Origin of the sequence: Sporofaciens musculi (genome assembly GCF_009830285.1) — a bacterium.
Taxonomy (GTDB): domain Bacteria; phylum Bacillota; class Clostridia; order Lachnospirales; family Lachnospiraceae; genus Sporofaciens; species Sporofaciens musculi.
Map to the genome: position 1 here is coordinate 3,557,640 of NZ_WUQX01000001.1, position 25,050 is coordinate 3,582,689.

The following is a 25,050-nucleotide window of genomic DNA, read 5'->3' on the forward strand; positions in this document are numbered from 1 at the left end:
CTTTTTTCCGATATTGCAATAACACGATATCGTGTTATAATAATCTCAACACCAAAACAAAGCACCTTGATAATCCAATAGACTTTATACCCTAAGCGTGATATAATACATACTACCAAGACAACGAACAATCACAGAAGGGGTGATATATCATGGCATTGACAAACGAGGATTTACTAGCAATCTCTCAATTACTGGATGTTAAATTAGACGCAAAATTAAAGTCAGAATTGCAACCGTTAAAGGACGATATCAGAGACATCAAGCTACATCTTGAAAATGTTACTGATAAAGACATTCAGTTGTTAGCAGAAAACTATGTTCCGGCAGCGAAACGATATGAAAAAGCAGTTCCAGAAATACAAGCAATGCAGGCTGATATTGATATCATGAAAAAAGTTATCTCTGACCATAGTGAGAAGCTGAAAAAGATATCATAGTTCCATCATAACAACTGCATAACTTATATCACCAAAGGGTGTAAGGTCTATTGAATTATCGAGGACTTTACACTCTTTTTATTTACAGGTTATGGAGGTTGAGATATGAATACTTATTTTAAGAATGTTCAAACATTGGACGAACTCAGAAAACAATACAAGGACTTGCTAAAGAAATATCACCCTGATAATGGCGGCTCAGAAGATATTACTAAAGCAATTAATGTCGAGTATGAGAAACTATTCAAGATATTAAAGGATAACCATTCAAGACAGGACACGGCAGATAATAACGCATATGACAAACAATCATCATATGACAACATGAAGTATGACTTTGCAGAAGATGAGCTATTGAGGGAAATGTTACAGAAGGTTATTTATCTCTCTGACATTACCATCGAAATTATCGGTGCATGGTTATGGATTTCAGGTAATACCTATCCTCATAGAAAAGAATTGAAAGAACTTGGTTTCAAGTTTGCAAGTCAGAAAAAGTGTTGGTTTTGGCACTCTGAGTCATTCAGGAAGAAAAGCCACAGACAACTATCCATGGATGATATCCGTAGTTATTACGGCAGTACAGAAGTTGAAACTAATGGAAGAATAAGATTAGAAGCATAGAGTTTTGAAGGGTGTGGTCATGGCTACGCCCTCATAAAATACAGACAAGGAGAATGAATGATATGAAGAAAAGAATTGTGAATATGATATTATCAGTGGTTTTAGCGGCAGTAATGGGATGTAATGCAAGTGAAGCAAGTACAAGCAAGGTATTGAGTAATGATTTGATGAATGATAATGTTGGTATCGGTGTCATGCAAATGGTCAAACAGCGTACAGGTTCAACATAGCAAGACAAAGGAAGAATTTGACAGGCTGACATCTGTTATCGAGAATCGGAATGGTAGGATTATTATTGAAATGGTTGACGCAACTGTATTAGATGGTGATGGAAATGGATCTGATTCGTTTGGATTTTATGTGAAATATGATACTGGACAGTTTTCAAAAGGTGATAAGATTCGGAGCGTTTTTGTTTACAATCCTGATACCAATTACTTTGATGATATTGTATGCCGGAGGGATCAGTTGATTAAATGATTTGTGTGATTGGTGAATAGTTTATATAATGAAAAAGAGTCTGACAGGTAATTTTCTCTTGCTCCGTCAGGCTCTTATTTTTTGTCCTATATGGTAGGTTTATTTTGCGTTTTAAGGGGGTATTTTCGGCTTGTAATGTGTAGGTATATTCTTCTTGGGTGAAGGCATTTTGAATCGAAATAAGGTCAAATTTTTGCGTTTCAAGGCATAGATAGGGGCAGGAGATTAATGGGTATATCGGGTAGGTTTACATTAATTGAGAGATATCTTGACGCACAAAACGGGCTATGTATTCTATCCACACACCGACCTTATTTAAGCAAACCGAATCGACCCCTCCCCTATCTTCCATCCTCCAACTCACTAATCTTCCTCATAATCTCCCTATAAATCCTCTCCTGCTCTTCCCCAGTCAGATTTATCGTATATTCATCATAGAAATCCAGATCATCACCCATAATAAAATCAAAGAATCTCTGCAACTGTTCTACTGACATGCATACTTCACTTGGTTCTGGCACATTATATTTCAATACCTTATCCTCACCCTACATTGAATCATCCTCCACTTCTAATATTTTAGAGTTTATTACTCTAATTGTCAATAGCGTTTACTACTCTAAGATACAATAATCCAGAGGTGAGACTATGGACTACAAAGACCGCATTCGTGCTTTACGTGAAGATAATGACTATACCCAAACAAAAATAGCAAATATCTTAAATATTGGTCAACGCACTTATGCAGACTACGAATATGGCAAAACCCGTATTCCTGTTGACGCTTTAATCAAGCTGGCTAAATTCTATGATGTGGATATGAATTATATTTCTGGTGTAAGCAACAAGCGAAATAAATTTCCTGCGGAGTAACCTCATGATTGATTATTCTCCATTCTGGAAAACACTGAAAAATCAAACGAGAATTGGTATACTTTGACCAACAAATATCATATGTCTCATAGCACTCTCCATAGATTAAAACACGGCAAAGATATTTCTATGAAAACAGTAAACGATCTTTGCCGTATTCTTGACTGCTAGATTGAAGACATCTGCCAGTATGTTATGAACGATAAGAATCAGATGTTGTGAAAAAATACTTATATATTGGCTATTTATCTATCAATAAACCCTCACCCAAACAAAAAGTATTTATTCTATTTTAATTCATTTTACGTTAAACTCTTTAGGATACACAGCGAGCGAAGTATTTAAAGCTTTCAAATATTTCCCTCTCCAATAACACAATCTTCTAACACTATTTTTTTACCTTCGTATCGAAAAGAAATAAATTTAAAATAAGTCACTATATCATTACCTTCCTGCACCTCTTTTTGATAATTAATTTGTATAATTTTATTTTCACGATAAAATATCTCATTAATAGTAGCCCCCTCACTAATAATATAATCTAATAGTTCTTCTGTTCCTTCTATTTCTAATAAATCTTCATCATCAATTTCTAAAGCACCATATTCCCTGAAATTTTCTCCATCCCAATAATAGTAATATTGATTATAAGTATGAATAATCCATTTTTCATCATCAGGTAACACTTTCCAATTTTTAGGAATTATTCTCGCACCATCATATGCAGAATTAGTAATTACTATTTCATTATACTTATTAATTTCAAATCCATTTGCTTTAGATGTTAAACTCGGTTGAAATGGTTTTTCCTCTTTTACTCCCCATAAGAATGTTAGCGATCCTGTAGTATAATACTCCTCAAAAGCAATAAACATATCATTTCCAAAAAGATAAACTTGAGGATATCTCCAATAGTTTTTACTTTCTTCCACTTTATATACCCCCTGCTGATTTACAAACCATATCTCGCCAGTAACCGTGTCTTCATCCATTATTCTACCAACAATAGCAAACATTTCACATTTTCCATCAGAATCAAAATCATTATAATGATTATATACTATTTCTTGTTCTGTTTTTTCAGAAATTGCATTTAAATAGCTAGTCTCAGACATAATTATTTCTTCTATATCTTTTGATTCTATATCTTTTGATTCTATATCTTTTGATTCTATATCTTTTGATTCTTTAGAAGAGATCACATAACCTTTATAAAAATATATAACATAACTTAATATCACTATAAACAAAATAAATAAAATAATTTCTTTTAATTTTATACTACTTTTTTTTAATATAATGTGAAATTCTCTCCGCAATATTTTCGTCATTTATATCAAATATTTTCATATCTCTAAAATTTTAATTACTTCACCTATAGAATCTTTAATCATAGATATATGTCTTAATTCTTCTATATACCCACTTTTACTCTCTTCATCTATTCTTTTTAATTGCTCCTTAAAATTTTTTTCTTTATCTTTCCAAAAAATTGTATATTCTATACCTTTATTATCTCGCCATATATCTTTTGCTGAATCTAATATTATAGGAATAATTCTGTCTTTATAGTTATCATCCTTAATAAATTCAAAGATTTCTCTCATACAATTTTCAGATTTTAAAAATCTATCACTTAAAAGGATAATCGAATAATCTGTTTTTCGTATTCTTTTCATAAATTCTTTTATACTTTGTGTATAGTCTAAATCTCTTATATCTCTCTCAATTGTATAGCCATAATTTTGTAATTTTTTATCAAGTTCATCTACAACCATTCCATCATCCGACGAATAGGAAATAAATATAGAAATATTTTTGTTTTCTAATTTAGTATTCATATTTTTCATAGTCTTAGCATTTTGATTTTGCTCTAATATCTTCAAAATCATTTGGTTATAGGTATCTAATTTATTAAATTCCTCTCTCATTTCTATTCTGGTATCATCAACAGAATTACTTATCTGTATTGAAATGTCTTTTTCAAAATCTTCACTTTCACGCATTAATCCAATTAGTGTTTCTGAAACAAAAAGCAATGATTTTTTAATATCACTTTTACATTCTATATAACCAGTTTTATCTTCTATATATTCATTCCATAAAAATCACGTAAATTAAATCTATCATATTTAAATTGTCTGAATATTTCATCAGTAAATTCCATTTCAGAAAACAATCCCTTTATTTCAGCTACTACATAAGCCATATTATCTTCTGAAATAGCCAGAGACTTCATCTTATCTTCTGACAGAATATTATCAATTTTGGATTTTCCTTTATTGATAAAATCATTAATCTTATTGATTCCTTTTTCTGAAATGCCATCTATTGAAATTCCAAACAATTCATTGGATAACTCATTTTCTACTTCGCTTTTTACCGCTGATTTTATTATTGTTGATACGATGCTAACTGCAATACTCATATGCTATCCCCCTCGTACAAAATATACTCTAATTATAGTATCTATAGCTTCATACATCAAGCAATTATATGATTCGTCTCAAGTATCAACAATAAATGTACAAGAGTCACAAGGGGGGGTATGTTTCCATCCAAAAATAATTAAGTACCTACAATATACTCTATCCCTCCAAAACTCGCAAAAAAATAGAGGCATACCAGATTTTTACATCCAATATGCCCCATTACCGCTAAATCACTACTGACGTTTCTTCATATAATTCTGCTGTTTCTCATACCATTCCATCTTTTCTTCATGCGCTTTCCTTCGTTCGTTGTTAATTTTTAACATTGCATTTGTTCTGGCTACCATTTCAGATGCCTCATCTTTAACGTCAATCATTCTATGGATACTATTAAGGATTTTCTGTTCCTGTTCCGCTTCTTTACGTTTCTCCTCTGCCGCTTTCCGTTCCGCTTCTTTCTTTTCCAGATACGAATTTACAAAAGCATTATTCCTATCAATGCGCTCCTGCTGTTCCCTCCTCTCATTCTCAATGCGTTCCTGCATCCTGATATTTGCCTGTTCGTAATCATCTGCCCTCTGCTGTCTCATCCTTCTACACACATCATCTATTCCGATAATATCTTTATAGATCTTATAGTCAGGTTTTGCATAATCCAGAAGATGTCCATATCTGTTTCTGGCCTCTTCTTCCCGCTCCTGCTTTATACTGTACTCAGCATGGGCATTATCTACGTACTTATCTAATAAATGTTCATACTTTCTTTGTAATTCCTGCGTTCCCTTTAAATTGTTTGTCATAGTAAAAATCCTCCTTAATTTTAATCATCAATTTCAATCTTCCAGTTTATCATTGCTTCATATACACAATCAGGAATCTTTCCCTTGTATCTGTCGGCAACTACTATAATAAGAGCTTCTTTATGTCTCTTATAATCTCTAAATGATTCTTCCACTGTATTGTAATGTCCTAATTTTATAGTTCTGCCATCAACATTCAATGCAGCACGGTATTTCCCTTTTGCCTTTTCATAATTTACGCCAATCGGATATTTGCCACGTTTACGTTTACAATTCAGCAAAAGGGTATTGATTGTATGTGGAACAAATACACATGTCTCAGGACTGTATACCTTATTACCCTTACACAAGATATCCTTGTCTAAATCCATCTGCTCATTACCAATCATATAATAATTTTCTTCTACCCATTTATAGAATCTTTCCTTATCCTCTAACCAATAATCACAAATGGAACAACCTTTATATTTTGGAAATCTATTATGCAATTTTTCATTGTAACAACGTGTATACATGTCATTCCATAATCTCTTCGCTTTCATGAGATTATAGTTTAAGAATGGGATATACTCCTGTTCTCTGCCCAAATCATCAATACTAATTCTTCCATTCTTCAAATCACGCAATTCTCTATCAGATACATAAATTAGATTATTATATTTGCTGTTTGAATTATCACCATCAATATGATATATTCTGTTTTTGCCCTTTACTGGCTCTAAGAACGCCTGTGCAACTAAATAATCCGCATTTACATCTTTTTCATATTCAACGCCTGTTTTATCTTCATAATGTACTTTCCAGTGAACTTTATTGTTACTTTTTGATAATGTATCTTTATGAGTGTAGAATTTACCTTTTATGTCATTAACTAATCTCCCTTCTGACGAAATATAATAGTGCTTTGTTCCTTCTGTCAGCACAAAAGTTTCGAGTTTATTTAATGGCACAATACCCGTACGCTTTAAATCTAATGTTTTGATTTCTTTCATTTTTAACTATTGCATATTTCCTTTCGATGTGATAATAGATACGTTCGTTTTTATGCGAACGCAAAAATGAGAATCCAGAAATGGACTCTCTGACATGTTTGTATATTTAGTTGTAATATTTATAGGCGATTAGTTTAAACCAACTGCTGCCTGTTCAGAAGCAAACGTTTTAAAGTGTTCGCTTATCTCTATTTGACGGCTAAAAACCTAAAAAATTTTCATACCCAACTTGTTAGGATTACAGGACAAGAAATATTAAGTTTTTATTGGAATCAAAATCTATCTATATCTTTTTCTATATGGCGGTGTTTCTATTACAATAATATTCTCTGCCTGTTCTTTTCCTGTCTTCTTATTAATGCCGACACTGAACTCTACCAGATATCCGTATTCTGGACATCCGCTTCTACACTGTGACTTATGGACGAAGTATGACGCTCCGTCCTTTTTAGACTTGATAAATCCGTAACCCTTCGTTGTATCAAATCTAGTAATAACTCCCCATTCTCTGTCTTGACTTAGATATTCATCCATCAAACTACTCATGGCTTCCCTCTCCCTTGATATGCTTATCTACATTTTGAGAAATATTGAATTTGATAATCCTTCTCTCTGGAAATGTCAGTTCTGTTTTGCATATTGAGTTATATGTAGTCCTAGCTTTCCTAACTTTTGACATGAACTTGCCGAAACCTCTTAAAATGATATCGTCACCGTCAATCATACATTGGGACATCTCTTCAAGGAATGTATTGATAACAATCTCGATATCCTCTTTTTTCACCTTTTCCTTGCGTCCTTCCCTGCCTACATTTACTTTTCTCCATACCCTGTCAACTAATTCCGGCTTAAAAATAACCATACTATTTGTCCTCCTTCGCTTCTAAAATCTCTTTTATCTGTTGTGCTGTCAGATTGAACTTCTTGCCATATATGGGCTTTTTATCTTTCTCATTCTTAAAGATTGCATAGCCACTTACTCTAAGCGGGTGTTTCCTTGTACTGCATTTCTTTACGTAATAGCCTTTTCTGCTCGCCAACTGCTTAATATATGGCGGCATGGAACTAAAATCTGCAACCTCATGTCTCTTTGCTTTAATCTCAGCTTTTGACATGGTACGGACAATTTGTTTGATCCATGTAAATGTATCTTGGAATATCTGACCTGAACTACTGCCGAAATCTTCTTTCCACCATATACTCCACTGAGTTAGCATCTGATTTTCAGAAAAATTAATGTTTCGTCTTGCCTTGAACCAATAAGCCATGATCCATTTCTTTTCCTCATAAAAGTTAATCCTGTTTGTGTTAGTTGCTTTCTCTGTCATTTTTCATGACCTCCTTAAATTTTTTGTTGTTTGATTGAATCTTTGAAATCCATGTTTTATGTGTGCCTCTGGATATATGGGATATCCTGATACCTGGTATAGCCTTATAGCGTTTTATACGGCTTATATAAGCATTTTGAGGTATCTCCCCTACTTCTCCATACGAAGAAATTCAGGCACTAAAATAAGCCCCACAATCAATCCTATAGAATCAACTGTGCGACTTATTTTAAAGTCTGAACTTCTTTTGTCGTCATACGTGCAAGAATCTCCTTTCTCTATGCACTATTCGTTATGGTTGCAACTTTGATTACCTGGTAATCAAAAGTAATCAAATCAAAATCGCTGAAACCCTTGATTTTACTGGCTTTGTAACACTTTTCTCACGGGTTCAAGTCCCGTATGCTCCATTCTGCAAGGCAGAGCCATGTGAAGTCTGTTTAAGCGGAGGTTACATGAAACTGAGTGAACCAAACGAACATGGCTCATGAAAAGGTGGTGAGCATATGCCAATCAACCTTGAAATTGTTAAAACTGCTATTGATGATTTTGCAAAAGTACAAAGACGTATGATATTGGCAGAAAAAGAAAACGCACCAGAAACATACGCCGATTTCTTTTAATATAACATGTAGCAGAGGAAAGATGGTTGTTGTTAGCCATCTTTTTCTCTTTTTATAGGGATAATTACGGGGAGGCATGTGTCTCGACGAGTCACATGCCTCCCTATTCATGACTATCTATTAACCGGCAGTCCCCTTTTTTCTTTCCTTCATTTTCACACAATAATCCTCTCCGAATATACTATACCATTAGGAATTTAAAGGAGGATATGTATGAAAAAGCGTTTACTTGCTGCCGCCCTTGTGATTGCCTTGGCTCTCACAACTCTGCTGGCGTGCTCATCCAAAGAAAAAGACTCTCAAACTGCTTCCACGCAAAAAGAAAACAAAGAGACTTCCGCAACAGAAGATACAACAAAAGAAGAAGTGCTTCCTGAATCAACGAAAGTCATCCTGAACGAAGTCGCCCACTCTATCTTCTATGCCCCTATGTATGTAGCCATCGAGGAAGGGTATTTTGAGGATGAAGGGATTGAACTTGAACTGGTTACTGGATTTGGTGATATATAGTTAATACAAAATAATAGGATAACAAACATCGTCATTTTCCCTTTTTCCAAAATGCGGTTTATTTTCTATATTTTACCATTTGAAATTACCACATCCTTAAGCTACTATAATACTTAAGGATGTGGTAATTTATGAAGATATTTGGAGAGCGGTTAAGAACACTACGCCTAGCGCATAGTATGACACAACAGACATTGGCTGAGCTGTTATGTTCCGAACGAACGACTATTCTCGGATGGGAATTAAAAGACAAAGAGCCTGATTATCAGTATGTCGTTGATATAGCTGATATTTTTGACGTGTCTATAGATTATTTATTTGGCAGAGACGATTTCATTGAAAAATCACGAAAACGGGAAATGTCGATTGATAATGAGGATCCCTTAAAATCCCCGTCTCAAACAGACTATAATGAAGATGTTCTGTAATACATATTATTTAATGTATGAAGATGTGACAAGAAAGTGTAGCCGCTGTGACCTGGGACCAACATAACAACTACACTTTTATTATATCTAAAATAACTGGAACCGGTCAATCGCCGTTCCAAAACTTCCTGTAAATCCATTCTGCCCGTTCCCAGTTTCATCATCGTACTGCCAATTACCGTAACCCAGGTTTATCTGGCTAGATCGGTACTGCGCCTGTTGGTATCCCTGAGTCTGAATCATCTCCTTAGGAGTCTTATAGTACACCCTTACCGTATCAATTACTTTATTGTCTCCTGCAAAACCGTTCTCCGGATCATCCCAGTCACAGCCGGATACTTTTGGCAGCCAATCGCCTCCAAGGATATGTACCTGATACCATAAACTTCCCTTATCACATCTGATTGCTATATCCATAATCCGTTTTCCTCGGATGCCTGCATAATCATTCAAATTCGTTACCTCCGGCAGAATCCTTCCATCTTCAGTCCGGACAGAATACATGAAATTCACTATTGCATTATAAGAGCCACCGCTGGCGATCGCAGCCGGAGCCTTATTTGTGCTAACTCCATTTCCATAATCCACGTCGCATAGCTTAATAATATGTGTAAACTTATTCTTTGACAGTGGATAATGGACCATGTTTCTGGCGCTTCCGTCCATTGCGTAATATCCACCATTGCCATCATATACACCAATATGGCCCTTCATCCATACCGCCCATCCGCGCATATTGGCTTTGCGCTGACTGATGGGATAACACTCCAATGCCGTGGATTTATACTGCGCAGACCCTCGCATAACTCCCGTCGCTGTCGTGATCAGTCCGCTGCAATCACAGCATTTGTGACCTGCCTTATTGCTGTCTGACCACCATACACAATTACTTCCATACATATTCCGTAGCGCATCAATCTGCGCTTTGCTCAGTACGGTCCCTTTTGCACCATAGACATACTGCCAATCTTCTTTTAGCGCCTGCTTGCATTTATCCATTAGATGGTCAACGGTACAACTCATAATCTACTCCTTCCTGTCGGCTCTTGCGCCGGCGCAAAAAAAGAAAGCCCGTTCAAATTCCCGGACTCTCCAAATTTCACATTGCAATATCATCCAATTTATCATATAATACAGACAAAGAAGATGACCGCCCCAAAAGTGGTTAGCCTCAGCTATAAGTAATAAACCTACCTGAACCGGCCAAGTACAAGGTAGGTTTATTTATTTTCGCTTGTTATTCCTATCTATGTAGGCAAGCAATGCAACGAGGAACGAACCGCCTAAAAATAACAGGCTTAAAACTTCGTATGTACTCATCTGCACCACCTCCCTTCTTTTCTCAAAGTACGGGAGGCTGTCCACCTTGCAACACGGTCATCTCATTATTATCTTATCATTACACCCCTGCACCGGCAACCTTTATTTAGGTTCATTATATGTAAGCGCCTGCTGGCTGTCTGATACTCCTTCCGTCGTTGGGTCTGCAACGATCCCCAGGATCGCAAGCACCCCAAACGCGGCATTTACTACTGTTAGAAGGTTATTACCCAATTCTCCCAAATCCAGCATATACCCGAATGTTGCTGCAACCACCTGGACAAGCAGCAATACAGCCGGTATTACCGACATCCAGAAAACTTTGTTTTTCACTCTCACTTTCCAATTAATCATACATCCTTCTCCTTTACTTTCTAATCTCAAGTTCCAATACCTCCTTATACATCTCAGTTACCATGCCGTTTCCACCTAAATCATGGTATGCCTCGTACATTTCAATAAAGTTATCTAAAGCGTACGAAGGAATATGCTTTAAAGCTACATACCGGTCATGATATTCTATAAGCTGAACCCTTAAAAGCAGCATGGTTCCTTTGCTGTTTGAATCTCGGTCTTTTTTCTGGTTCTTAAGCAGCCAGACAATATAACCCAGCACGATCGGCATTGCAGTAGTACATATACTCATAATAAATTGCTGCATCGGAATAAACCTCCTTTTGCAGGGCAGCAATAAAGCCACCCCTATTTCTTTACTCTGCCAGTTCCAGCACATCCAGATCTGACAGAAGCTCCCTTACTTGCGCCTGGATTCTTTCCGGCACCTGGTCAAATGTCTTCTTTCCCTTTACAATCAGGGTTACATAAATAACTGCCACAGCGTTTACCTCCTCTCTAAAAATTCTTTTGCATAAGAAAAACAGCAGCTCCTTAACCAACCTTCTCACTCTCCTGGTTAAGAATCTGCTGCACTTCCTCCATTAACTTCTCCGGTACCTGGTCGATTGTCTTTTCTCCCTTACGTACCAGTATCGCGTATACTTTTGCCATGGAACTCATATCTACACCTCCATCCCTTCATACAGTTCACAGATTGCAAGCTGCAGGTCTGTTACCTGGGTCGCCGTTTCTAAAGACATTGTTTTCGCTACTTCTGCAACGGAATTGGCCGCGATAACGTTGGCCTCTGCATCTGCCAGCCGCTGTTCCGTCACATTTACAGATTTGGTAAGAATCACCATCTTTATATCACCTAGGGTCATCACGCCGCCATATACCGTCCAGCCAGGAACATCTCCTGTTTTGTCCTCTGTGTCTGTCAGCAGTTCAATGTTTGTGAGCAAGGCCGGTACAGAAAATGTGTCCTGAAGTTCTTCCGCCGTCTTATTCTGGAAGTCTAACTCCAACCGGCCATTGGTTACCTCTGCACGAACTACATCATATACAGATCCGTCAATAAGTTTAATTTTCATATCTTTTATTCCTTTCCTGTTATTATTTGATTGTGATAGATGTAATACTATCCATATTGTAAAACCCGATCCATTGGTTATCTTTAATCACGATAAAACATTTTCCATCGTACTTATAATCGCTATATTCTTCTTTGGACCATTCGTCCACGCGCCCGTTTTTGAATACTATTTTAATCATTTTACGGCCTCCTTCGCCAAAAGTTTACGGTATTAAAAAAGACCTACTGGGTCTGCTCTAATTTCTCTCATTAAAATTCTTCCTTTCTCCTACTGCGCTAAATAGCAATTTGAAGAAACAATATGTTCAGTCTGGCAGGGCAAGTACGCAAAATGTAAATGGGTATTTCCGAGAAATTCAGATTACATTTCCCAAAGCATATAAAACCATACCTACTGTGGTTGCAAGCCTTATTAGCGTTCAAACAGATTCTATAACAGTAAGATTGGGGTGTAGTGTTAGAGATATATCTACAACCGGATGTAAGGTGTATGCCATGGATCCCGAAGGCAACATTACAAGCCAGGGATACATGATAACATGGATAGCTGTCGGTGAGATTAATTAGTAAGCCAGCAACCGGTTACATAGCGTTCAGCATTCCTTGTTTCGCCAGATGCAATATCAACACGGCCATCTTTGCCTATCCTATATTGAGTTGTGCCGTACTCAGCGCCACCTGATATATTTTTGGCAATTAGCCGAGAAGTATAGATTGGACGAAATGCTTCTGGGATAACACCGTTTACGCCAGCATCGTTAGACGACAAAGTGCCAACCGCATCGACAGCGCATTGTACCGTTTTTCCCACTTTAGTAAAATAAAACTTGCAACTTAACCCATTAATGGTTTGTGTAACGGTTTGCGTAGATTTGCTATTTAATGCAGTTATCTTATCGTCCAGCGCCTTCCCCTGCCGCGCATCCAACGCATACCCCGCCGCTGTTGTAAGCAGATTATTCACAACATTTGCCGTATTCAGCTTATTCGCCAGAGAATTCTTAATCGGCAAAACCCCATTCTTCCAAAAACGATTCAGCCGATTCGTTGTTATTACTTTCATATCTTTTTCACTCCTATTCTATGTATATGTACCCGCTATGATCTTGTCGATATCCGCCTCCGGCGTTTCTTCCAAAACAATCCCGTCCAGTTTCTTTTTATCTGCCGCGGACATTAATCCATTGGCAGACTGCGTGGCTGCCCCATGCGTATGCCCTGATGCCGCCGCCCCGATATCTCCAAGGGACGGCTTGTCGATTGTGGTATACATCCTTACCCATGCTCCCCAGGTACTACTGTAATAGTTCCTCACATATATCTTAAATCCAGATACCATATACTCTACCAAGAGCTGAAACGTCCCCGCATGTTTCCCAACCAGCATAAAAAAGGCGTTACTCGTTGGACAGTTTGATAAAGTACTCACCGTTGCATTGGCTGGACAGTAATAAAAACCTGGCGTCGTATAGCTGTTAAGGTTCCCATTGGCCGGTATATTGGTCGCATTTAAATAGTTTGCATAATTCGCCGTCCCTCCGTTCGCCGGAAGTGATGAAGGCAATCCCGTGACCTGACTCGCGGTATGGCTGTGGCTCGCTGCCGCAGCGCCCAAATCAGTCGGTGTCAGATTCACATTTCCAGTTCGATAACTCGTCTCCGCGTTTCCTTTCACCGCTACTGCGACAGGAATACTTGGCCGATTGCTCAGATCATTATAACTTCCAGAAAAAGCAACCCCTTTCAGATCAGCAAACCACCTCATAATTTTCCCCAATATTGTACTCAGCTTCTCGCCGCTGGCGATATTCTCTCTCTCAGTTGCCTGGGTAAATGTTGGCGTCTGGTCATTGGTCTCAACATCCGGAACATTTGTAAGCGCAGAAGGTGTATATCCTAATGCCTTCACAACCTCTGCCTTGGTCATCTCACCGCGGATCTCAGCGCCAGTCTTATTCTCTACGTTACCTAGGCCAACCTGTGCTCTGGTCACATCATGGGGATTAGACTGGTTATTAATATGCGCTTCTAAGGCTTCTGTGCTGGCCTTCGTGCCGATTGCCGCGTCCAAGGCTTCTACAACACTCTCATTTGTCTCTAACGCATCTGCCACCTCTTTTAGCGTGTCCAGCGTTTCCGGCGCGCCTCCGATTAAATCCACAATCTTTTTGTCCGTATAAGATTTAGCAGAACTTAGCGCAGTTGCCGCCTCTCCGCTTGCATCTGCCCCTACGTCTGCCGCTGTCAGTGAAATATTCCCTGTTAAGGCGTGCCCATTGACAGTACGGGAGGATGGAACTTTTTGGTTTATTTCACCTTGCAGCCTGTCCGCCTCTGCTTTCACAGCCTTATTCTGGATGGGATTCTCTGAGGTAGTGTTTAAGGCTGCGTCTGTAACCGTCCGGTTTGCACCCTCTGCAATACCAGACAGCTTCGCCTTTTCTTCGTCTGTATAATCGTTCTCGGATAATCCCTTGCCAAATTGCTTACGGACAAATATGTTGTAGATCGTCTCTGCCAGATATGCGGTAAAGGTGTTCAGATGTTCAATATCTATCTTTCTTGCCATTTTTCTTCACCTTCCTTTACACCTAAAATGACTGCTCTACAATCGCCCGAAGCTCTGCATCCTCTATGACTTCCTCGGATGCTGGTATATCCACGTAGCTGCCGCTTATGATATCATCAATATCCTGTTCGCTTGCCACATCAAAGATAGAGCCTTCATCATCCTCATCCACATAAGAGCCTGCAATAATGCGGTCAATATCCGCATCCGTAGCAATCCGGTACATATCGCTTAAAAGACCTTTAATCTCTAACAGTAAGGAACCATTCTCTGTATCGTTAATGACATCCTTAATATCCCCAAACTCATTCTGTATCTGCTGCATGGCCAAATGAATCGCCGCAATGTTCTCCGCTGTCTGGTCCCTTGCCTGGTTGCCCTGGGCCTTTGCATAGTCGCCTTGGGTCTTCGCATAATTCCCCTGGGCCTTTGCATAATCTCCCTGAGCTGTGGCATAATCCGCCTTTTTTACTGCGTCGATACAGACCAATTCTGCGATATCCGCATAAGTCCTCCGGACATCCTCCCCATATATGGCAGTACGGAATTCCTGTATCAATGCCCTGATCCGTTGTTCTAATGCCTCTGTCACTTCTATGCACCTCCTTCAAGAGCATCCAGTCTGGTAAGTATTCCCTGAAGCCTTTCTTCCAGTTCCTGATCTGGTTGTTCCAGGACGTCCAATCTGGGAAGTATCTGCTGTACTGTCTCTTTGATCTGCTGCCCTTCCCTCTCAAGCTCATTCAATCTCCCTTGCCCCTCCTGGATATCCTCTTTGATTCCCTTCATCTTTTCTTCCTGGGCTGTCAGGCTGTTATTGATACCCTGCAGCGTTTTCTGTGTCTCCGTAGAATTCCCCTCCAAGGTTTGCACCTTTCCTCCCAGCGCAGACACATCCTGTTTTGCAGAATCAACCGCGCCTGCCAGGGCTGATACACTCCCCCGCACTTCCTCCACGGAAGCTGAAAAGTGCTTCTGTTTCTCCACATTTTTCTGTAAGGCCGCCTGCCGTTCGGTCAGGGCTGCTATGGTATCGCCTAGCACAATCTTATCCTCCTGCGGATTCACAAGATTGTACTCCCGTTTGGACACCATCATGTACTGATCCAGCTTGTGGGGCGGTGATACCACGCGGATCATATCGCCTAACTTAATCCGGTCTATGTCCACATCAACCAAATGCAGATCGATGGCTGTCAGTTCAATCGTGGCGGTAAGATTGCGGGCGCTTGCCAGATATTCCCTGCCTTTTGCTTTTAAATTAGCGGGGACGGTCACATCATCCCAGTTCTTAGTCCCAACAATCCGGCCGTACAGGGCAACTGCCTCCGGATCCTCCAGATAATCCTTACCGCCATTCACGGATTCGATAGTCAGCCGTTTGCCGCTTTCCCCGTTCTCCCCCTCTGCCGCCTTACCGAGAGGAATTAGGACGGTAATTACATTTTCCGCGCTGATGTGCTCAGTCAGATCCAGGATATTTTCCCCGAACCGGATGACCTGGCCGGAGGTCCGGTGATAGGATTCCAGATAATCCAGATAACGGTCATCCCCTTGCTTTCTTACCCGAAGATACCCGCCATTACTGTCCACCAGCTTATCCATAATAGTATCCAGGGTATTGGTATACTGGTTGTCTTCCCTGGCGTCATAATTCATAGTCTGCTTTTCTACGGTTCCCAGAAGGAAATGCTTCTCGGCACCCACCTGGCTGTTGTGCTGTGTGAGCTTGTCGCTTAGGTAGGATGCAGGAGTTAGGTTATGATAAGCCTTGGGACGCTGGATACTGTCTAACAGGTATGCAAGAGTTCCTTCGCAGGTGTAAGTCACGGTATGGTACATATCTGACTTGGCATCTAATACCCGCCCTTCATAGAGCAGTTCGCCATTGTCATACACCTGCACCACAGATTTTAGCTTACGGATTATGTCTATTCCCCTGTGCATAGGCGGCAATGTAAAGGTCAATTCTCCTGTTGCGTTTACTGTTAAGCTAACCTTTCCAGATAAGATAGGGATATCCTCATCCCTGGGATCATATAAGAGTGAATTGTCACAAAAAAATCTGGTACATTATAAACTCGCCCCCCTGTAGTCAACGCTCACCCTCCCATTCCCTTGGAATGTCAGGAAATGCTCCCCCCGCGCCTAATTGCAAATCTAAAAGTTTAGACCGGCCAGCCGGAAGATAATAAGTCTGACCGCCGTAACCTAACGACATAGCTGAAGAACAATCAAATACCGGAACCACCTTTTTTCGTCGTCCTGGTATCAGCAATGTCATAGTTCCATTAACTTCTAAATCTTTGTATTCACGAATAATCCCATCTTCAAAACAAAAGGTATCCCACACCCAAGGCTCCAAACTGCTGTACCGTTCGTATTTGTATGGGTCTGCATCCACAGTTATCACTACATCATACGGCGCGTCTAATATCTCTTTTTCAGTTCCACCTCAATCATGCCGTAGTACACCCAATCCGGTCGTATATCTGGTATGATAGAACAGAGTTGACCATGAAGATCATTTTTTATCTTCATGGTAATAATATCCCACTGTGTATAATTGCCCTCCCGTTCAAAGCAAAACTCCATCCTTCGATTATCATACTTTACATCGTTTCCGGTTAAAAAAAGCTGCCAAATCAAGAATCCCGTTTGCAAAAGGCACATCAATGGTATGCCGTTTCACAGTTGGCGATTCTATCGTAAAGGGAGCCATCCACTCCAAATGATAATCACGTCCTGTATGTTTACCATTTATGAGCACGCCATATTCTTTATCCACTACCTCATATACCTCCCCGCTTTCATATTTGCAACTGCCAAACGATTATCTACAACCGGAGATATCAAAGAACCGACTTTTTCACCGTACATTTCCATCCTTAACCCTGATTTTTCCATTGCTCTTACCATGGCCGGTGCTGCTTTCTCCGCAAAGATTCTTCCGATTTTCTGTGCATCCGCATCTGATAAGCAAAACGAACTTGACGTATCAGAATAACTACTATTTATTCTATCGCTTATAACATGCGCACGGATTACCTTATCTGCAATGGCATCCTGCCGATTCTCCACAGCCATGTTCACTCTTACCATTGTCCCAGGTATATCAATACCTCTCAATTTCTCAGTAAGACCATCCAGATCCAACGCATCGAGGGCACTCTGGGAAATACTTTTTGCCGATTCTTCAACGTTTTTTTCTTCACTTTCGATTCCAACACCAAGTCCTTGCGAAAACCATTTTCCAAGTTTGGCGGTTTCTTTGGAGGGTGAATGGATATCTAATTTTGCTCTAATTGCCGCCAATGCGTTGCTTGCAAGACTTGCGGCGGCACTAACAGCGCTGCCTATTGCACCTCTGATACCACCAGCAAATCCTGAACCAAAATTTGAACCTACGGAATAGGAATCAACACTCTCCGCACCTGATTTAGCGTTATCCGCAAGAGTTTCCCCTTTTGTATTTGCCTCCCCAGTCATACTACCAACCCCTGAAGCATACTGAGTGCCAAATTGTCCGCCTGTGCTGGTCGGATTCACAGAACCCGCGCCTGCTTTCGCTCTATCTGCTATCTCTTTTCCTTTTTGCAACAGCGTTCCTGCCGTTCCGCCTACTCCTGTGCCAAACATCCCTCCAAAACGAGTCCCGACACCAGACGGATTCACAGAACCCGCGCCGGAACTGGCGGCATCAGCGTTTGCCTTACCCGCGAGCCTTGAATTCTCCTGTTGGGAATATGCCCCAATTCCAAAGAATGACATCAAGTTTGAACCAATTCCCAATAATGCCTCTCCAAGCCCAGAATTCCTAAGTGTATCAAGAAATGAATTGCAAACTTCTGTACCTTTCGTATTCAGTTCTGCCCCGCCTACATCCAATCCCTCTGAGGCGCCTTCCCACACACCCTCAAATATTTCTCTCACCTTTTTTGACGGAGAGTTAATCTGTAATACCTCTCGCAAGGCTTCCAGAAATGAAATCCCTTCTTCTTCCGCCTTATCCTGTATCTGGTCGAACCCTTCAAGCCCTTCCATTGCGCCTTCAACTGCATCCGCAAGGGCATCTTGCGTCCCTTGCGGAAGTTCGGCAAGCCCCATCATAAATGCTTTATAAGAGGCTTTCGATTCCTCACTTAGTTTTCCATCGAGGTCAGCCTGCGCAAGTGCCGCGACCATAGCCCCCGCACCTTCTGTACCAATAGAATCTATTGCCTCTTTAATTCCATCTGGAAGTTTTTGGAACTCAGATACCGCTTTCGCGGCTGAATTGGCGGCTTCTTCCCCGAAAGCCTGATACATCTGTCCGCCCTCTGTTACAAGCACTGACAAGGCGCCTGTCATCTCCGAAGCCTGCTCAAGCATGGATGCTTTTGCTGTATCGGATGCTGCCAACATTTCTGCTGTATATGCCTGATACCCACTCAGTAGAGAATTCATTGCAGCCTCAATTTCTTCAGTTGTGCCTTCTTGCATTGCCTTCATTAGTGCTTCATAATTATTGACCTCTGCGGATAACTCATTTAGCGAAGTTCTAGCCCCGTCTACTGCTGCCGACGCTTCATCAAATGCGCTTTGTGCTTCGCTTACAGCCTGTTTCGCCTCATTTATGGCTGACATTGCTTTAGGTCCGCTATTATTTCCATATAGCTCTGTGACCTCATTCAAATGCTTCTGTGCATCCGCAAGCGCATCTTCCTTTTCTTCCATTACTGCTGTGGCATCTTTATATGCAAGCAACGCCTCCTGGCTATTCTTATAAGCTGCCGCCATATCTTCTTCTAATGAAGCGCAAAGAGCCTCTGCCTTTTTCTTTGTAATCACTTCATCCAGGGCGCCTACGGTTTCCTGATAGTTCTGGATTACACCGTCCGTCAGCTCAATCTCTGTCCCAAGTGCATCCGAAAGCTCACCTGCTATATAACTAGCCCGTTCTTCATATCCGGCCTTTACGTTCCCGTTTTCATCCGCAATGGCTCGAAGCTCTGACAACAATTTTTGATATCCATCATACTCCATGTCAATGGATTGCACCGATTCTTCCCTTGCCGTTCTCTGGCCATTCAAAGCGTCCGTCAGGTCATTACAGGAGCCTAGCATCTTTTTCTCACTGTCAGAAAGCTCATAAGTCTTTTCCTTGGCGTCCCCCGCCACGACAGTGTACGCAATCATTCCAGCTGTCAACGCTGCTATCGCCGTGACTGCCAAACCTATTGGATTAGCGCTCACCACCGCATTAAACGCTGCATGTGCCGCAGTCGCAAGCCCTAATTGCTTGTTCAATACCCCAACTGCAACCTGTTTCAACGTAACTGCCCCCGTAGATGCCGCAGTCGCAACGGCTGACGTACCATTTGCTGTTATAAATAAATCTAAAGCAACCGAACTGGCTGCATACGCTTTTGTCAGCCTATCTATTACACTGGCCGCTGTCTTTGCTACCGAATACCCCTTAACCGCCGTAACTCCTGATACAAGCAAAGGAATCGCTTTATCCAGATTCGTAGCCAATAACTCAAATGATTTGACCGCATCCTTGATTCCCTTCTTCGCCAAACTGCTTCCTACATTTGCAACATTCCTTAACGGAGTGACAATCTTTTCAGCTTTGTCTCCGCTTTCTGCCACTCTGTCGGCAAATTCGTTAAAAAGCTCTCCCGCCTCAGACACGACGCCCCGAAGTCCTCCTGAGTCAAATGCCTTTGAAAGTCGATTCACACCCTCCGTACCATAGTCTACCGCCTCCTTAAGCGGTTCCTTCATATGGTCATAGATTTTAATGCCAAAGCCTTCCACCGCAGAGCCCAGAATCGTGAGACTGCCTTTCAGATTATTCTGCATGGTTTCCGCCATAGTCTGGGCTGCGCCGTCTGCATTGGCAATCGAGCTTTTCAGGGCCGTAAAATCAGCATTGGAAGCATTGACGATTGCCAGAAGCCCTGACATACCCTCCTGCCCTGCAAGGATAGCCGCATAATGGGCCTTCTCCGCTTCCGTCAGTCCAGAAAAACTTGTTCTCAGCTCGCCCATAAGGGTATCCAGACTCTTTGTCTTTCCTTCGGAATCTGTCAGGGAGATTCCTAGTTTATCCATTGCCGCCTGCATATCATCCGTCGGCTTCACCAGGTTTGTGAATATCTGGCGGAGTGTCGTGCCCGCCTGGCTCGCCTTAATTCCACTGTTCGCCATCAGACCAATCGCAACCGCACAGTCATCCACGCTGAAACCAAGCGCACCGGCAACAGGGGCAACGTATTTAAACGTCTCCCCCATCATCCCTACATTGGTATTAGAATTGGAGGAAGCCTTTGCCAGCACATCGGCAAAATGTGCACTGTCCGAAGCAGACATCCCAAACGCCGTAATTGCATCGGTCACGATATCCGATACCCTTGCCAAATCCTCCCCTGAGGCGGCGGCAAGGTTCATGACCCCTTCGATACCTCCAAGCATGTCCTCTGTTTTCCAACCCGCCATCGCCATATACTCGAACGCACTGGCGGCCTGCGTTGCGCTAAACTTGGTCTTGCTTCCCATCTCTTTCGCTTTCGCCGTCAATTTGTCAAGTTCGGACCCTGTCGCGCCTGATATTGCAGACACCTTCGACATTCCGGCCTCAAAGTCAGACCCTACCTTTACCGCATATCCGGCCATGGCCGTGATTGCTGTGCCGGCAGTTCCCGCCGCAATAGCGATCCCTTTTAGCGCGCTTTTAGCAGTTCCGGAAAACTTCGCCATAGCCGATTGGGCCTTTGAGCTGTCCAATTCTGTATTAATCTTAATTGTTCCGTCTGCTGCCACTATCTCACCATCCCTGTCTCCATCTGTCTCATTCTCACGTATTCAATCCACTTACTGTTTCTGGCTTCCAGAGTCATTTTTTCTCCCGTAACCGACAAATCTGTAATCCGATACAGCTTCTTCATCTCATTCAAAAAAGCCCGATCCTTCTTCGGTAGACCAGATGTATTCACCTTCCGGTAATACATAATCTTGTGCATCTTCGTTTCCTCGTTCAGCGACTCGAACAAAGCCATAAACTGCCACCAATGCATTTCACATTCTGTCAGGTCAATTCCATACTGCTCTTTAAATGCTGCATAAATATACGGCGCATCCTGTGCAAAAGAAAACGCAGATTCTCTTGAACTCCTGCGCTGGTATCTCTGCCTTTTGCCTTTTTCTTCTTCCGTATCTTCTTCGGGATCCCCGCAGCGGTAAAACCACAACATCTGCTTGATTGCTTCGTCTACATTGGTTGGTATCTCAGGATAATACATCTGCAAAAGCCGAATAAGACGATTGATGTCATCCGTCCCGCTGCATCGAACCCTGTCAAACTGCATCCCAATACGGAAATCATAACGAATCGGATATTCCCTTCCATCAATTATAACCGTTTCAGGAAGTGTTCCGGTGATGAAATCCTCTTTCACTATGCATCACCATTCTTCTCAAACTTTTCTTTCAAAACCTTTGTGCGCTGTTTCAAGATGGGGTCTACCTGTTTTTCATATAACTCAACCAAATCCTCCCACGCATCCAGACAGGTAAGAAGATCTGTATCCTCTCCTAATACCTTCTTTGCACTTCCAGGGCCAAAGATATCATCCAGGAAACCAATTACAGCATTACATTCCATCTCAATCCCGTCTGCCCCACTTGCACATTCCGATGCCTTGTTGGCCGCCTCAATCACTTTTTTCAGCCCGCCATCATATTTCCTTGCTACTTTGTGGTTTAACAAAGCTGCGCTCAGCTTTACCCCCAGAATCTCTACTGTCACTTGCTTCACGGCTGTTCCTCCATTCTACTTTGTGGATTTTTGTGTTGTTTCACTAGCTACCTGCGCCGCTGCTTCCGCCTCATAGGTATATTCCGTTGGATTGGAACCAATCTTCTTAAATTCAATATCTACGGCGGATGATTCTCCCGCATTTCCAGATCCGTCAGAGTTCACAATAACAGATACCTGGCCGCGCTCTCCTTTTCCGTTCAGGATATTAAAATAGATATAATTAACGACAACATTGTTACCAGTACCATACTTCATCTTGTGGGACAGACAGAAATCCTGTGCAGGGTCTCCTGCATACCGATCCCCTGTCACCGAGAAGGAACGCTGTGTCCCTGTCTTCATGGTGTTCTGCCCAGAACGGATGTACTGCTTATCCTGCGTTACCGGATTCATTTGGGAATCCAAACCCGCAATCCCCATCTCCACGACCACATAATCCCCATCATTTGTAGCCGCACCTTTTCCCATACTTGTATCAATAGCAAACACATAGTCGTCATTCGTCACCCAACCTTCATAGTTCGGCTCCACTTTCCGTTCTTGCATTAATTCGCTAACCTTCATTATCTCTACTCCTTTTCAAAATAAAGAACCCTGCACTGGATCATGTATTGGGCAGTCATATTCTCCCAATCCACGGTTGCAAGGTTCGGCATGTTCTGTAAATTTTCAATTTTCTTTACCTGACATTTTTTACCAAAGTCAGGGAAATTCCTCTTTTTGTTCTGTTCTTCAATCCAGTCCATAAACTGCTGTGCAAGGTTCATTGCCTGCATATTCAGGTCATCCGTCTCCGTGGAGTAGTGCCAGGTCAGCAGTATAGAAAAGACATATTCCTTATCCGCAGCGCGCAGGAACTTCTTCACAATCTTTCCGGAATAATTCGTCAAAAAAGATACAGAATCCGGAGAGTCGTTGGCAAAATTAAAAGAGGTTAAAGAGCCAACCAGTTCCGCTACCTTTTCTTCGACATATGCCTTCATAACCTCATGCTTTGTCATCTTCCTACTCCATTCACAAATTTTTGTACTGCGCTTGTGTAATCACCCATCCGTGCGGCCTTCATTGCCTTATCCCATTCAGATGTTGCCAAAGGATGCCTTGATTTGTTGTATTTTAAAGACTTTCCTGTCGTAACTTTACTCTCGCCGACCTTCGCCCAAGGGCTGCCCGTAAGTCTGGATACCATTAGAACTCCCTTATACTGATATTTTGCATAGGGAGAAAGATAATGTACAACACCGCTTCCATTCTTAACATAAGTACGGACGTTCTGGGATAATCCCATGTTCAAGGCTGGCACATAGGGATTCATTAAGCGCTTTGCTTCATTCGCCATAAAAAGCTGCGTGCGGTCCCCTCCTAAGGCTTCCTTTGCGATTTGCGGAATCATCTTGTTCCACCTGAACTCTACACCCATTCTGTTTAACCCCCTAACCTGTAATGCTTCGCCCTCAGATGTGATGTATTGTCAGAAAACGCTGTCACTACAAATGAATCCGGCTTATATCTGGCCAACACTTGTGATGCCGTATCGGGAGAACTGCCAGTTATATCGGCTTCACATTCTCCCCTGATTACGATATCATTCTGACTACAGGTAAAATACCTTTTGCGTTCTTCTTCAGATAAACAAATCCATTCACGGTATGGCACATAATGAGCCGATACAGGTATCCTCACCGTATAGGTATTATCCATCATGGGATTCTTCTGGGCATATTCTGTCCGTCTAATCACACTCTTATAAAAGCAGTTATGAAGTGCCGTTTTCTGCCAAATATCCGCCTTACTCTCTGGATTGTCTGCTGCCCGAAAGCAATTATAGATTGTGATTGTCTGATTATAGTTCGGATTCATGGTTACACCCCACAATACATTAAATCTGTATTCGCCAGCCATTTTCTTGTAATCTGTCCGATACTCTTTTGTACCTGCTTTTCTGACAAATCTTCCGTCTTATAGGTTCCTGTCTCACCGTCGTTTCCATAACTTTGCAGTATCATCCCGCTTTCATCCTTGACCGATTCTACAAAATACAGCTTCTCGGCAATCTCACAGCAGCACATCTGTACTGCCTCTGGGATTTCCTCCATGCTGTCAACCCGTTCAAATGTACGCTGCCTGATCTCACCCGCTGCCAGCATGGCCCAATAAGGAAATGTTTCATCTGGTATAGTTGGCTTTCTTCCAAGCAGATACCCAGAATGATAAAATTCCAAATCCGCATATATCTTCATTGCTACTCCCCTTCCTGCCAAGCAAGAAATTCATTGATTATATCTGCTTTTTTTGTCTTAGTAATGGCATAGCCCAGAGTGGCAGCCAAAGACCGAATCTGGGAAATGGTCATTCCTTCTAGGTCTCTGGCTGTGTATGATTTCACCTTTGCGTC

Annotated in this window: 41 protein-coding genes and 1 pseudogene; 9 read left to right on the forward strand and 33 right to left on the reverse strand. The window is 41.3% G+C overall.

Annotation, left to right across the window (positions count from 1 at the left end):
• Nucleotides 1-152 precede the first annotated feature (152 nt).
• The 4 genes from GN277_RS17990 (at nucleotide 153) to GN277_RS18005 (ending at nucleotide 1,544) form a co-directional block, all read left to right on the forward strand.
• A complete protein-coding gene (locus GN277_RS17990; RefSeq protein WP_159752320.1) occupies nucleotides 153-440 on the forward strand; it encodes a hypothetical protein in 288 nt (95 codons plus the stop codon).
• Between the two features lie 105 nt (nucleotides 441-545).
• The gene (locus tag GN277_RS17995; RefSeq protein ID WP_159752322.1) at nucleotides 546-1,064 is read left to right on the forward strand and encodes a J domain-containing protein; all 519 of its coding nucleotides are present in this window, start codon (nucleotides 546-548) and stop codon (nucleotides 1,062-1,064) included.
• A 62-nt stretch (nucleotides 1,065-1,126) separates the two neighbouring features.
• Entirely contained in the window at nucleotides 1,127-1,294 is a 168-nt protein-coding gene (locus GN277_RS18000) for a hypothetical protein (protein WP_159752324.1), read from the forward strand.
• Complete coding sequence (locus GN277_RS18005; RefSeq protein WP_159752326.1) at nucleotides 1,236-1,544, forward strand: hypothetical protein; 309 nt, start codon at nucleotides 1,236-1,238, stop codon at nucleotides 1,542-1,544. The genes GN277_RS18000 and GN277_RS18005 overlap by 59 nt, the downstream gene beginning before the upstream one ends.
• A 341-nt stretch (nucleotides 1,545-1,885) precedes the next feature.
• Here GN277_RS18005 and GN277_RS18010 read toward each other — a convergent pair whose 3' ends face one another.
• Nucleotides 1,886-2,041, reverse strand: a complete 156-nt coding sequence (locus GN277_RS18010) for a hypothetical protein (protein ID WP_159752328.1) — start codon at nucleotides 2,039-2,041, stop codon at nucleotides 1,886-1,888.
• Between the two features lie 151 nt (nucleotides 2,042-2,192).
• Here GN277_RS18010 and GN277_RS18015 point away from each other — a divergent pair, with 151 nt between their 5' ends.
• Both GN277_RS18015 and GN277_RS32190 read left to right on the forward strand, forming a co-directional pair.
• The gene (locus GN277_RS18015; protein ID WP_159752330.1) at nucleotides 2,193-2,417 is read left to right on the forward strand and encodes a helix-turn-helix domain-containing protein; all 225 of its coding nucleotides are present in this window, start codon (nucleotides 2,193-2,195) and stop codon (nucleotides 2,415-2,417) included.
• Between the two features lie 4 nt (nucleotides 2,418-2,421).
• Nucleotides 2,422-2,588, forward strand: a pseudogene (locus GN277_RS32190) (helix-turn-helix domain-containing protein).
• 179 nt (nucleotides 2,589-2,767) lie between these two features.
• Here GN277_RS32190 and GN277_RS18025 read toward each other — a convergent pair.
• From GN277_RS18025 to GN277_RS18060, 8 genes are all read right to left on the reverse strand, one after another.
• Complete coding sequence (locus GN277_RS18025; protein WP_159752332.1) at nucleotides 2,768-3,748, reverse strand: hypothetical protein; 981 nt, start codon at nucleotides 3,746-3,748, stop codon at nucleotides 2,768-2,770.
• Nucleotides 3,749-3,763: 15 nt separating this feature from the next.
• Nucleotides 3,764-4,423 (reverse strand): toll/interleukin-1 receptor domain-containing protein, encoded by a 660-nt coding sequence (locus GN277_RS18030; protein WP_159752334.1) that lies wholly within the window; start codon nucleotides 4,421-4,423, stop codon nucleotides 3,764-3,766.
• An 80-nt stretch (nucleotides 4,424-4,503) separates the two neighbouring features.
• On the reverse strand, nucleotides 4,504-4,845 hold the full coding sequence (locus GN277_RS18035; protein ID WP_159752336.1) for a hypothetical protein: 342 nt from the start codon (nucleotides 4,843-4,845) through the stop codon (nucleotides 4,504-4,506).
• A gap of 237 nt (nucleotides 4,846-5,082) precedes the next feature.
• On the reverse strand, nucleotides 5,083-5,649 hold the full coding sequence (locus GN277_RS18040; RefSeq protein ID WP_159752338.1) for a hypothetical protein: 567 nt from the start codon (nucleotides 5,647-5,649) through the stop codon (nucleotides 5,083-5,085).
• Between the two features lie 20 nt (nucleotides 5,650-5,669).
• On the reverse strand, nucleotides 5,670-6,641 hold the full coding sequence (locus tag GN277_RS18045; protein WP_159751436.1) for a hypothetical protein: 972 nt from the start codon (nucleotides 6,639-6,641) through the stop codon (nucleotides 5,670-5,672).
• A gap of 279 nt (nucleotides 6,642-6,920) precedes the next feature.
• On the reverse strand, nucleotides 6,921-7,187 hold the full coding sequence (locus tag GN277_RS18050; protein WP_159751437.1) for a cold-shock protein: 267 nt from the start codon (nucleotides 7,185-7,187) through the stop codon (nucleotides 6,921-6,923).
• Nucleotides 7,180-7,503 (reverse strand): HU family DNA-binding protein, encoded by a 324-nt coding sequence (locus GN277_RS18055; RefSeq protein WP_159751438.1) that lies wholly within the window; start codon nucleotides 7,501-7,503, stop codon nucleotides 7,180-7,182. The genes GN277_RS18050 and GN277_RS18055 overlap by 8 nt, the downstream gene beginning before the upstream one ends.
• Before the next feature lies 1 nt (nucleotide 7,504).
• On the reverse strand, nucleotides 7,505-7,969 hold the full coding sequence (locus GN277_RS18060) for a hypothetical protein (RefSeq protein WP_159752340.1): 465 nt from the start codon (nucleotides 7,967-7,969) through the stop codon (nucleotides 7,505-7,507).
• An 836-nt stretch (nucleotides 7,970-8,805) separates the two neighbouring features.
• Here GN277_RS18060 and GN277_RS18065 point away from each other — a divergent pair.
• Nucleotides 8,806-9,102, forward strand: coding sequence for an ABC transporter substrate-binding protein (locus tag GN277_RS18065; RefSeq protein ID WP_159752342.1), 297 nt, complete (start codon nucleotides 8,806-8,808; stop codon nucleotides 9,100-9,102).
• Between the two features lie 131 nt (nucleotides 9,103-9,233).
• Complete coding sequence (locus GN277_RS18070; RefSeq protein ID WP_159752344.1) at nucleotides 9,234-9,530, forward strand: helix-turn-helix domain-containing protein; 297 nt, start codon at nucleotides 9,234-9,236, stop codon at nucleotides 9,528-9,530.
• Between the two features lie 87 nt (nucleotides 9,531-9,617).
• Here the strand turns inward: GN277_RS18070 and GN277_RS18075 are convergent, their stop codons facing one another.
• The 8 genes from GN277_RS18075 to GN277_RS18105 form a co-directional block, all read right to left on the reverse strand.
• Nucleotides 9,618-10,553 (reverse strand): hypothetical protein, encoded by a 936-nt coding sequence (locus tag GN277_RS18075; RefSeq protein WP_159752346.1) that lies wholly within the window; start codon nucleotides 10,551-10,553, stop codon nucleotides 9,618-9,620.
• A 201-nt stretch (nucleotides 10,554-10,754) separates the two neighbouring features.
• Entirely contained in the window at nucleotides 10,755-10,850 is a 96-nt protein-coding gene (locus GN277_RS30370) for a putative holin-like toxin (RefSeq protein ID WP_004071533.1), read from the reverse strand.
• 102 nt (nucleotides 10,851-10,952) lie between these two features.
• Nucleotides 10,953-11,204: a phage holin gene (locus GN277_RS18080; RefSeq protein ID WP_159752348.1), complete on the reverse strand. Its 252-nt coding sequence runs from the start codon at nucleotides 11,202-11,204 to the stop codon at nucleotides 10,953-10,955.
• A 13-nt stretch (nucleotides 11,205-11,217) separates the two neighbouring features.
• Nucleotides 11,218-11,511: a hypothetical protein gene (locus tag GN277_RS18085; protein ID WP_159752350.1), complete on the reverse strand. Its 294-nt coding sequence runs from the start codon at nucleotides 11,509-11,511 to the stop codon at nucleotides 11,218-11,220.
• A gap of 49 nt (nucleotides 11,512-11,560) precedes the next feature.
• Nucleotides 11,561-11,686 carry a CD1375 family protein gene (locus GN277_RS30975; RefSeq protein ID WP_330587338.1) on the reverse strand — a complete coding sequence of 42 codons (126 nt, stop codon included), beginning with the start codon at nucleotides 11,684-11,686 and terminating at the stop codon, nucleotides 11,561-11,563.
• 52 nt (nucleotides 11,687-11,738) lie between these two features.
• A complete protein-coding gene (locus GN277_RS18095) occupies nucleotides 11,739-11,867 on the reverse strand; it encodes a CD1375 family protein (RefSeq protein ID WP_159752354.1) in 129 nt (42 codons plus the stop codon).
• 2 nt (nucleotides 11,868-11,869) lie between these two features.
• Nucleotides 11,870-12,280: a hypothetical protein gene (locus GN277_RS18100; protein WP_159752356.1), complete on the reverse strand. Its 411-nt coding sequence runs from the start codon at nucleotides 12,278-12,280 to the stop codon at nucleotides 11,870-11,872.
• A 22-nt stretch (nucleotides 12,281-12,302) separates the two neighbouring features.
• Nucleotides 12,303-12,461, reverse strand: coding sequence for a hypothetical protein (locus GN277_RS18105; RefSeq protein WP_159752358.1), 159 nt, complete (start codon nucleotides 12,459-12,461; stop codon nucleotides 12,303-12,305).
• A 109-nt stretch (nucleotides 12,462-12,570) separates the two neighbouring features.
• On the opposite strand from GN277_RS18105, the gene GN277_RS32470 reads away from it, so the two are divergent.
• A complete protein-coding gene (locus tag GN277_RS32470) occupies nucleotides 12,571-12,849 on the forward strand; it encodes an H-type lectin domain-containing protein (RefSeq protein WP_159752360.1) in 279 nt (92 codons plus the stop codon).
• Here the strand turns inward: GN277_RS32470 and GN277_RS18115 are convergent.
• The 16 genes from GN277_RS18115 to GN277_RS18190 form a co-directional block, all read right to left on the reverse strand.
• Nucleotides 12,842-13,345 (reverse strand): hypothetical protein, encoded by a 504-nt coding sequence (locus GN277_RS18115; protein WP_159752362.1) that lies wholly within the window; start codon nucleotides 13,343-13,345, stop codon nucleotides 12,842-12,844. The genes GN277_RS32470 and GN277_RS18115 overlap by 8 nt on opposite strands.
• Before the next feature lie 18 nt (nucleotides 13,346-13,363).
• Nucleotides 13,364-14,851: a pyocin knob domain-containing protein gene (locus GN277_RS18120; protein ID WP_159752365.1), complete on the reverse strand. Its 1,488-nt coding sequence runs from the start codon at nucleotides 14,849-14,851 to the stop codon at nucleotides 13,364-13,366.
• Nucleotides 14,852-14,873: 22 nt separating this feature from the next.
• The gene (locus GN277_RS18125; protein ID WP_159752367.1) at nucleotides 14,874-15,443 is read right to left on the reverse strand and encodes a hypothetical protein; all 570 of its coding nucleotides are present in this window, start codon (nucleotides 15,441-15,443) and stop codon (nucleotides 14,874-14,876) included.
• A 2-nt stretch (nucleotides 15,444-15,445) separates the two neighbouring features.
• Nucleotides 15,446-16,870 carry a phage tail protein gene (locus tag GN277_RS18130; protein WP_322101294.1) on the reverse strand — a complete coding sequence of 475 codons (1,425 nt, stop codon included), beginning with the start codon at nucleotides 16,868-16,870 and terminating at the stop codon, nucleotides 15,446-15,448.
• A 76-nt stretch (nucleotides 16,871-16,946) separates the two neighbouring features.
• Complete coding sequence (locus tag GN277_RS18135; protein ID WP_159752371.1) at nucleotides 16,947-17,264, reverse strand: hypothetical protein; 318 nt, start codon at nucleotides 17,262-17,264, stop codon at nucleotides 16,947-16,949.
• Nucleotides 17,265-17,281: 17 nt separating this feature from the next.
• A complete protein-coding gene (locus GN277_RS18140) occupies nucleotides 17,282-17,446 on the reverse strand; it encodes a hypothetical protein (protein WP_159752373.1) in 165 nt (54 codons plus the stop codon).
• A 10-nt stretch (nucleotides 17,447-17,456) separates the two neighbouring features.
• A complete protein-coding gene (locus tag GN277_RS18145) occupies nucleotides 17,457-17,639 on the reverse strand; it encodes a hypothetical protein (protein ID WP_159752375.1) in 183 nt (60 codons plus the stop codon).
• Complete coding sequence (locus tag GN277_RS18150; RefSeq protein WP_159752377.1) at nucleotides 17,639-21,658, reverse strand: phage tail tape measure protein; 4,020 nt, start codon at nucleotides 21,656-21,658, stop codon at nucleotides 17,639-17,641. The genes GN277_RS18145 and GN277_RS18150 overlap by 1 nt, the downstream gene beginning before the upstream one ends.
• The gene (locus GN277_RS18155) at nucleotides 21,658-22,293 is read right to left on the reverse strand and encodes a bacteriophage Gp15 family protein (RefSeq protein WP_159752379.1); all 636 of its coding nucleotides are present in this window, start codon (nucleotides 22,291-22,293) and stop codon (nucleotides 21,658-21,660) included. The genes GN277_RS18150 and GN277_RS18155 overlap by 1 nt, the downstream gene beginning before the upstream one ends.
• Nucleotides 22,293-22,652: a DUF6673 family protein gene (locus GN277_RS18160; RefSeq protein ID WP_159752381.1), complete on the reverse strand. Its 360-nt coding sequence runs from the start codon at nucleotides 22,650-22,652 to the stop codon at nucleotides 22,293-22,295. The genes GN277_RS18155 and GN277_RS18160 overlap by 1 nt, the downstream gene beginning before the upstream one ends.
• A 15-nt stretch (nucleotides 22,653-22,667) precedes the next feature.
• Nucleotides 22,668-23,219 (reverse strand): phage tail tube protein, encoded by a 552-nt coding sequence (locus GN277_RS18165; RefSeq protein ID WP_159752383.1) that lies wholly within the window; start codon nucleotides 23,217-23,219, stop codon nucleotides 22,668-22,670.
• A 5-nt stretch (nucleotides 23,220-23,224) separates the two neighbouring features.
• On the reverse strand, nucleotides 23,225-23,656 hold the full coding sequence (locus GN277_RS18170) for a hypothetical protein (protein WP_159752385.1): 432 nt from the start codon (nucleotides 23,654-23,656) through the stop codon (nucleotides 23,225-23,227).
• Nucleotides 23,653-24,075: a minor capsid protein gene (locus tag GN277_RS18175; protein ID WP_159752387.1), complete on the reverse strand. Its 423-nt coding sequence runs from the start codon at nucleotides 24,073-24,075 to the stop codon at nucleotides 23,653-23,655. Before GN277_RS18175 ends, GN277_RS18170 begins: the two co-directional genes overlap by 4 nt.
• Nucleotides 24,076-24,080: 5 nt before the next feature.
• Nucleotides 24,081-24,557, reverse strand: a complete 477-nt coding sequence (locus tag GN277_RS18180) for a DUF6751 family protein (protein WP_159752389.1) — start codon at nucleotides 24,555-24,557, stop codon at nucleotides 24,081-24,083.
• Nucleotides 24,518-24,895, reverse strand: coding sequence for a head-tail connector protein (locus tag GN277_RS18185; RefSeq protein ID WP_159752391.1), 378 nt, complete (start codon nucleotides 24,893-24,895; stop codon nucleotides 24,518-24,520). The genes GN277_RS18180 and GN277_RS18185 overlap by 40 nt, the downstream gene beginning before the upstream one ends.
• A 2-nt stretch (nucleotides 24,896-24,897) precedes the next feature.
• A complete protein-coding gene (locus GN277_RS18190) occupies nucleotides 24,898-25,041 on the reverse strand; it encodes a hypothetical protein (RefSeq protein WP_159752393.1) in 144 nt (47 codons plus the stop codon).
• Nucleotides 25,042-25,050: the final 9 nt, after the last annotated feature.

Excerpts from the sequence above, each read along its gene's own strand:
- GN277_RS17990 (WP_159752320.1), top strand. The coding sequence starts at position 153 with ATGGCATTGACAAACGAGGATTTACTAGCAATCTCTCAATTACTGGAT.
- GN277_RS18030 (WP_159752334.1), bottom strand. The coding sequence starts at position 4,423 with ATGCGTGAAAGTGAAGATTTTGAAAAAGACATTTCAATACAGATAAGT.
- GN277_RS18075 (WP_159752346.1), bottom strand. The coding sequence starts at position 10,553 with ATGAGTTGTACCGTTGACCATCTAATGGATAAATGCAAGCAGGCGCTA.
- GN277_RS18035 (WP_159752336.1), bottom strand. The coding sequence starts at position 4,845 with ATGAGTATTGCAGTTAGCATCGTATCAACAATAATAAAATCAGCGGTA.
- GN277_RS18060 (WP_159752340.1), bottom strand. The coding sequence starts at position 7,969 with ATGACAGAGAAAGCAACTAACACAAACAGGATTAACTTTTATGAGGAA.
- GN277_RS18015 (WP_159752330.1), top strand. The coding sequence starts at position 2,193 with ATGGACTACAAAGACCGCATTCGTGCTTTACGTGAAGATAATGACTAT.
- GN277_RS18100 (WP_159752356.1), bottom strand. The coding sequence starts at position 12,280 with ATGAAAATTAAACTTATTGACGGATCTGTATATGATGTAGTTCGTGCA.
- GN277_RS18070 (WP_159752344.1), top strand. The coding sequence starts at position 9,234 with ATGAAGATATTTGGAGAGCGGTTAAGAACACTACGCCTAGCGCATAGT.
- GN277_RS18040 (WP_159752338.1), bottom strand. The coding sequence starts at position 5,649 with ATGACAAACAATTTAAAGGGAACGCAGGAATTACAAAGAAAGTATGAA.
- GN277_RS18025 (WP_159752332.1), bottom strand. The coding sequence starts at position 3,748 with ATGACGAAAATATTGCGGAGAGAATTTCACATTATATTAAAAAAAAGT.
- GN277_RS17995 (WP_159752322.1), top strand. The coding sequence starts at position 546 with ATGAATACTTATTTTAAGAATGTTCAAACATTGGACGAACTCAGAAAA.
- GN277_RS18165 (WP_159752383.1), bottom strand. The coding sequence starts at position 23,219 with ATGAAGGTTAGCGAATTAATGCAAGAACGGAAAGTGGAGCCGAACTAT.
- GN277_RS18120 (WP_159752365.1), bottom strand. The coding sequence starts at position 14,851 with ATGGCAAGAAAGATAGATATTGAACATCTGAACACCTTTACCGCATAT.
- GN277_RS18010 (WP_159752328.1), bottom strand. The coding sequence starts at position 2,041 with ATGTCAGTAGAACAGTTGCAGAGATTCTTTGATTTTATTATGGGTGAT.
- GN277_RS18185 (WP_159752391.1), bottom strand. The coding sequence starts at position 24,895 with ATGAAGATATATGCGGATTTGGAATTTTATCATTCTGGGTATCTGCTT.
- GN277_RS18105 (WP_159752358.1), bottom strand. The coding sequence starts at position 12,461 with ATGATTAAAATAGTATTCAAAAACGGGCGCGTGGACGAATGGTCCAAA.
- GN277_RS18170 (WP_159752385.1), bottom strand. The coding sequence starts at position 23,656 with ATGACAAAGCATGAGGTTATGAAGGCATATGTCGAAGAAAAGGTAGCG.
- GN277_RS18045 (WP_159751436.1), bottom strand. The coding sequence starts at position 6,641 with ATGAAAGAAATCAAAACATTAGATTTAAAGCGTACGGGTATTGTGCCA.
- GN277_RS18055 (WP_159751438.1), bottom strand. The coding sequence starts at position 7,503 with ATGGTTATTTTTAAGCCGGAATTAGTTGACAGGGTATGGAGAAAAGTA.
- GN277_RS18065 (WP_159752342.1), top strand. The coding sequence starts at position 8,806 with ATGAAAAAGCGTTTACTTGCTGCCGCCCTTGTGATTGCCTTGGCTCTC.
- GN277_RS18095 (WP_159752354.1), bottom strand. The coding sequence starts at position 11,867 with ATGAGTTCCATGGCAAAAGTATACGCGATACTGGTACGTAAGGGAGAA.
- GN277_RS18140 (WP_159752373.1), bottom strand. The coding sequence starts at position 17,446 with ATGGAGTTTTGCTTTGAACGGGAGGGCAATTATACACAGTGGGATATT.
- GN277_RS18180 (WP_159752389.1), bottom strand. The coding sequence starts at position 24,557 with ATGGCTGGCGAATACAGATTTAATGTATTGTGGGGTGTAACCATGAAT.
- GN277_RS18080 (WP_159752348.1), bottom strand. The coding sequence starts at position 11,204 with ATGATTAATTGGAAAGTGAGAGTGAAAAACAAAGTTTTCTGGATGTCG.
- GN277_RS18115 (WP_159752362.1), bottom strand. The coding sequence starts at position 13,345 with ATGAAAGTAATAACAACGAATCGGCTGAATCGTTTTTGGAAGAATGGG.
- GN277_RS18050 (WP_159751437.1), bottom strand. The coding sequence starts at position 7,187 with ATGAGTAGTTTGATGGATGAATATCTAAGTCAAGACAGAGAATGGGGA.
- GN277_RS18000 (WP_159752324.1), top strand. The coding sequence starts at position 1,127 with ATGAAGAAAAGAATTGTGAATATGATATTATCAGTGGTTTTAGCGGCA.
- GN277_RS18005 (WP_159752326.1), top strand. The coding sequence starts at position 1,236 with ATGATAATGTTGGTATCGGTGTCATGCAAATGGTCAAACAGCGTACAG.
- GN277_RS18085 (WP_159752350.1), bottom strand. The coding sequence starts at position 11,511 with ATGCAGCAATTTATTATGAGTATATGTACTACTGCAATGCCGATCGTG.
- GN277_RS30370 (WP_004071533.1), bottom strand. The coding sequence starts at position 10,850 with ATGAGTACATACGAAGTTTTAAGCCTGTTATTTTTAGGCGGTTCGTTC.
- GN277_RS18175 (WP_159752387.1), bottom strand. The coding sequence starts at position 24,075 with ATGGGTGTAGAGTTCAGGTGGAACAAGATGATTCCGCAAATCGCAAAG.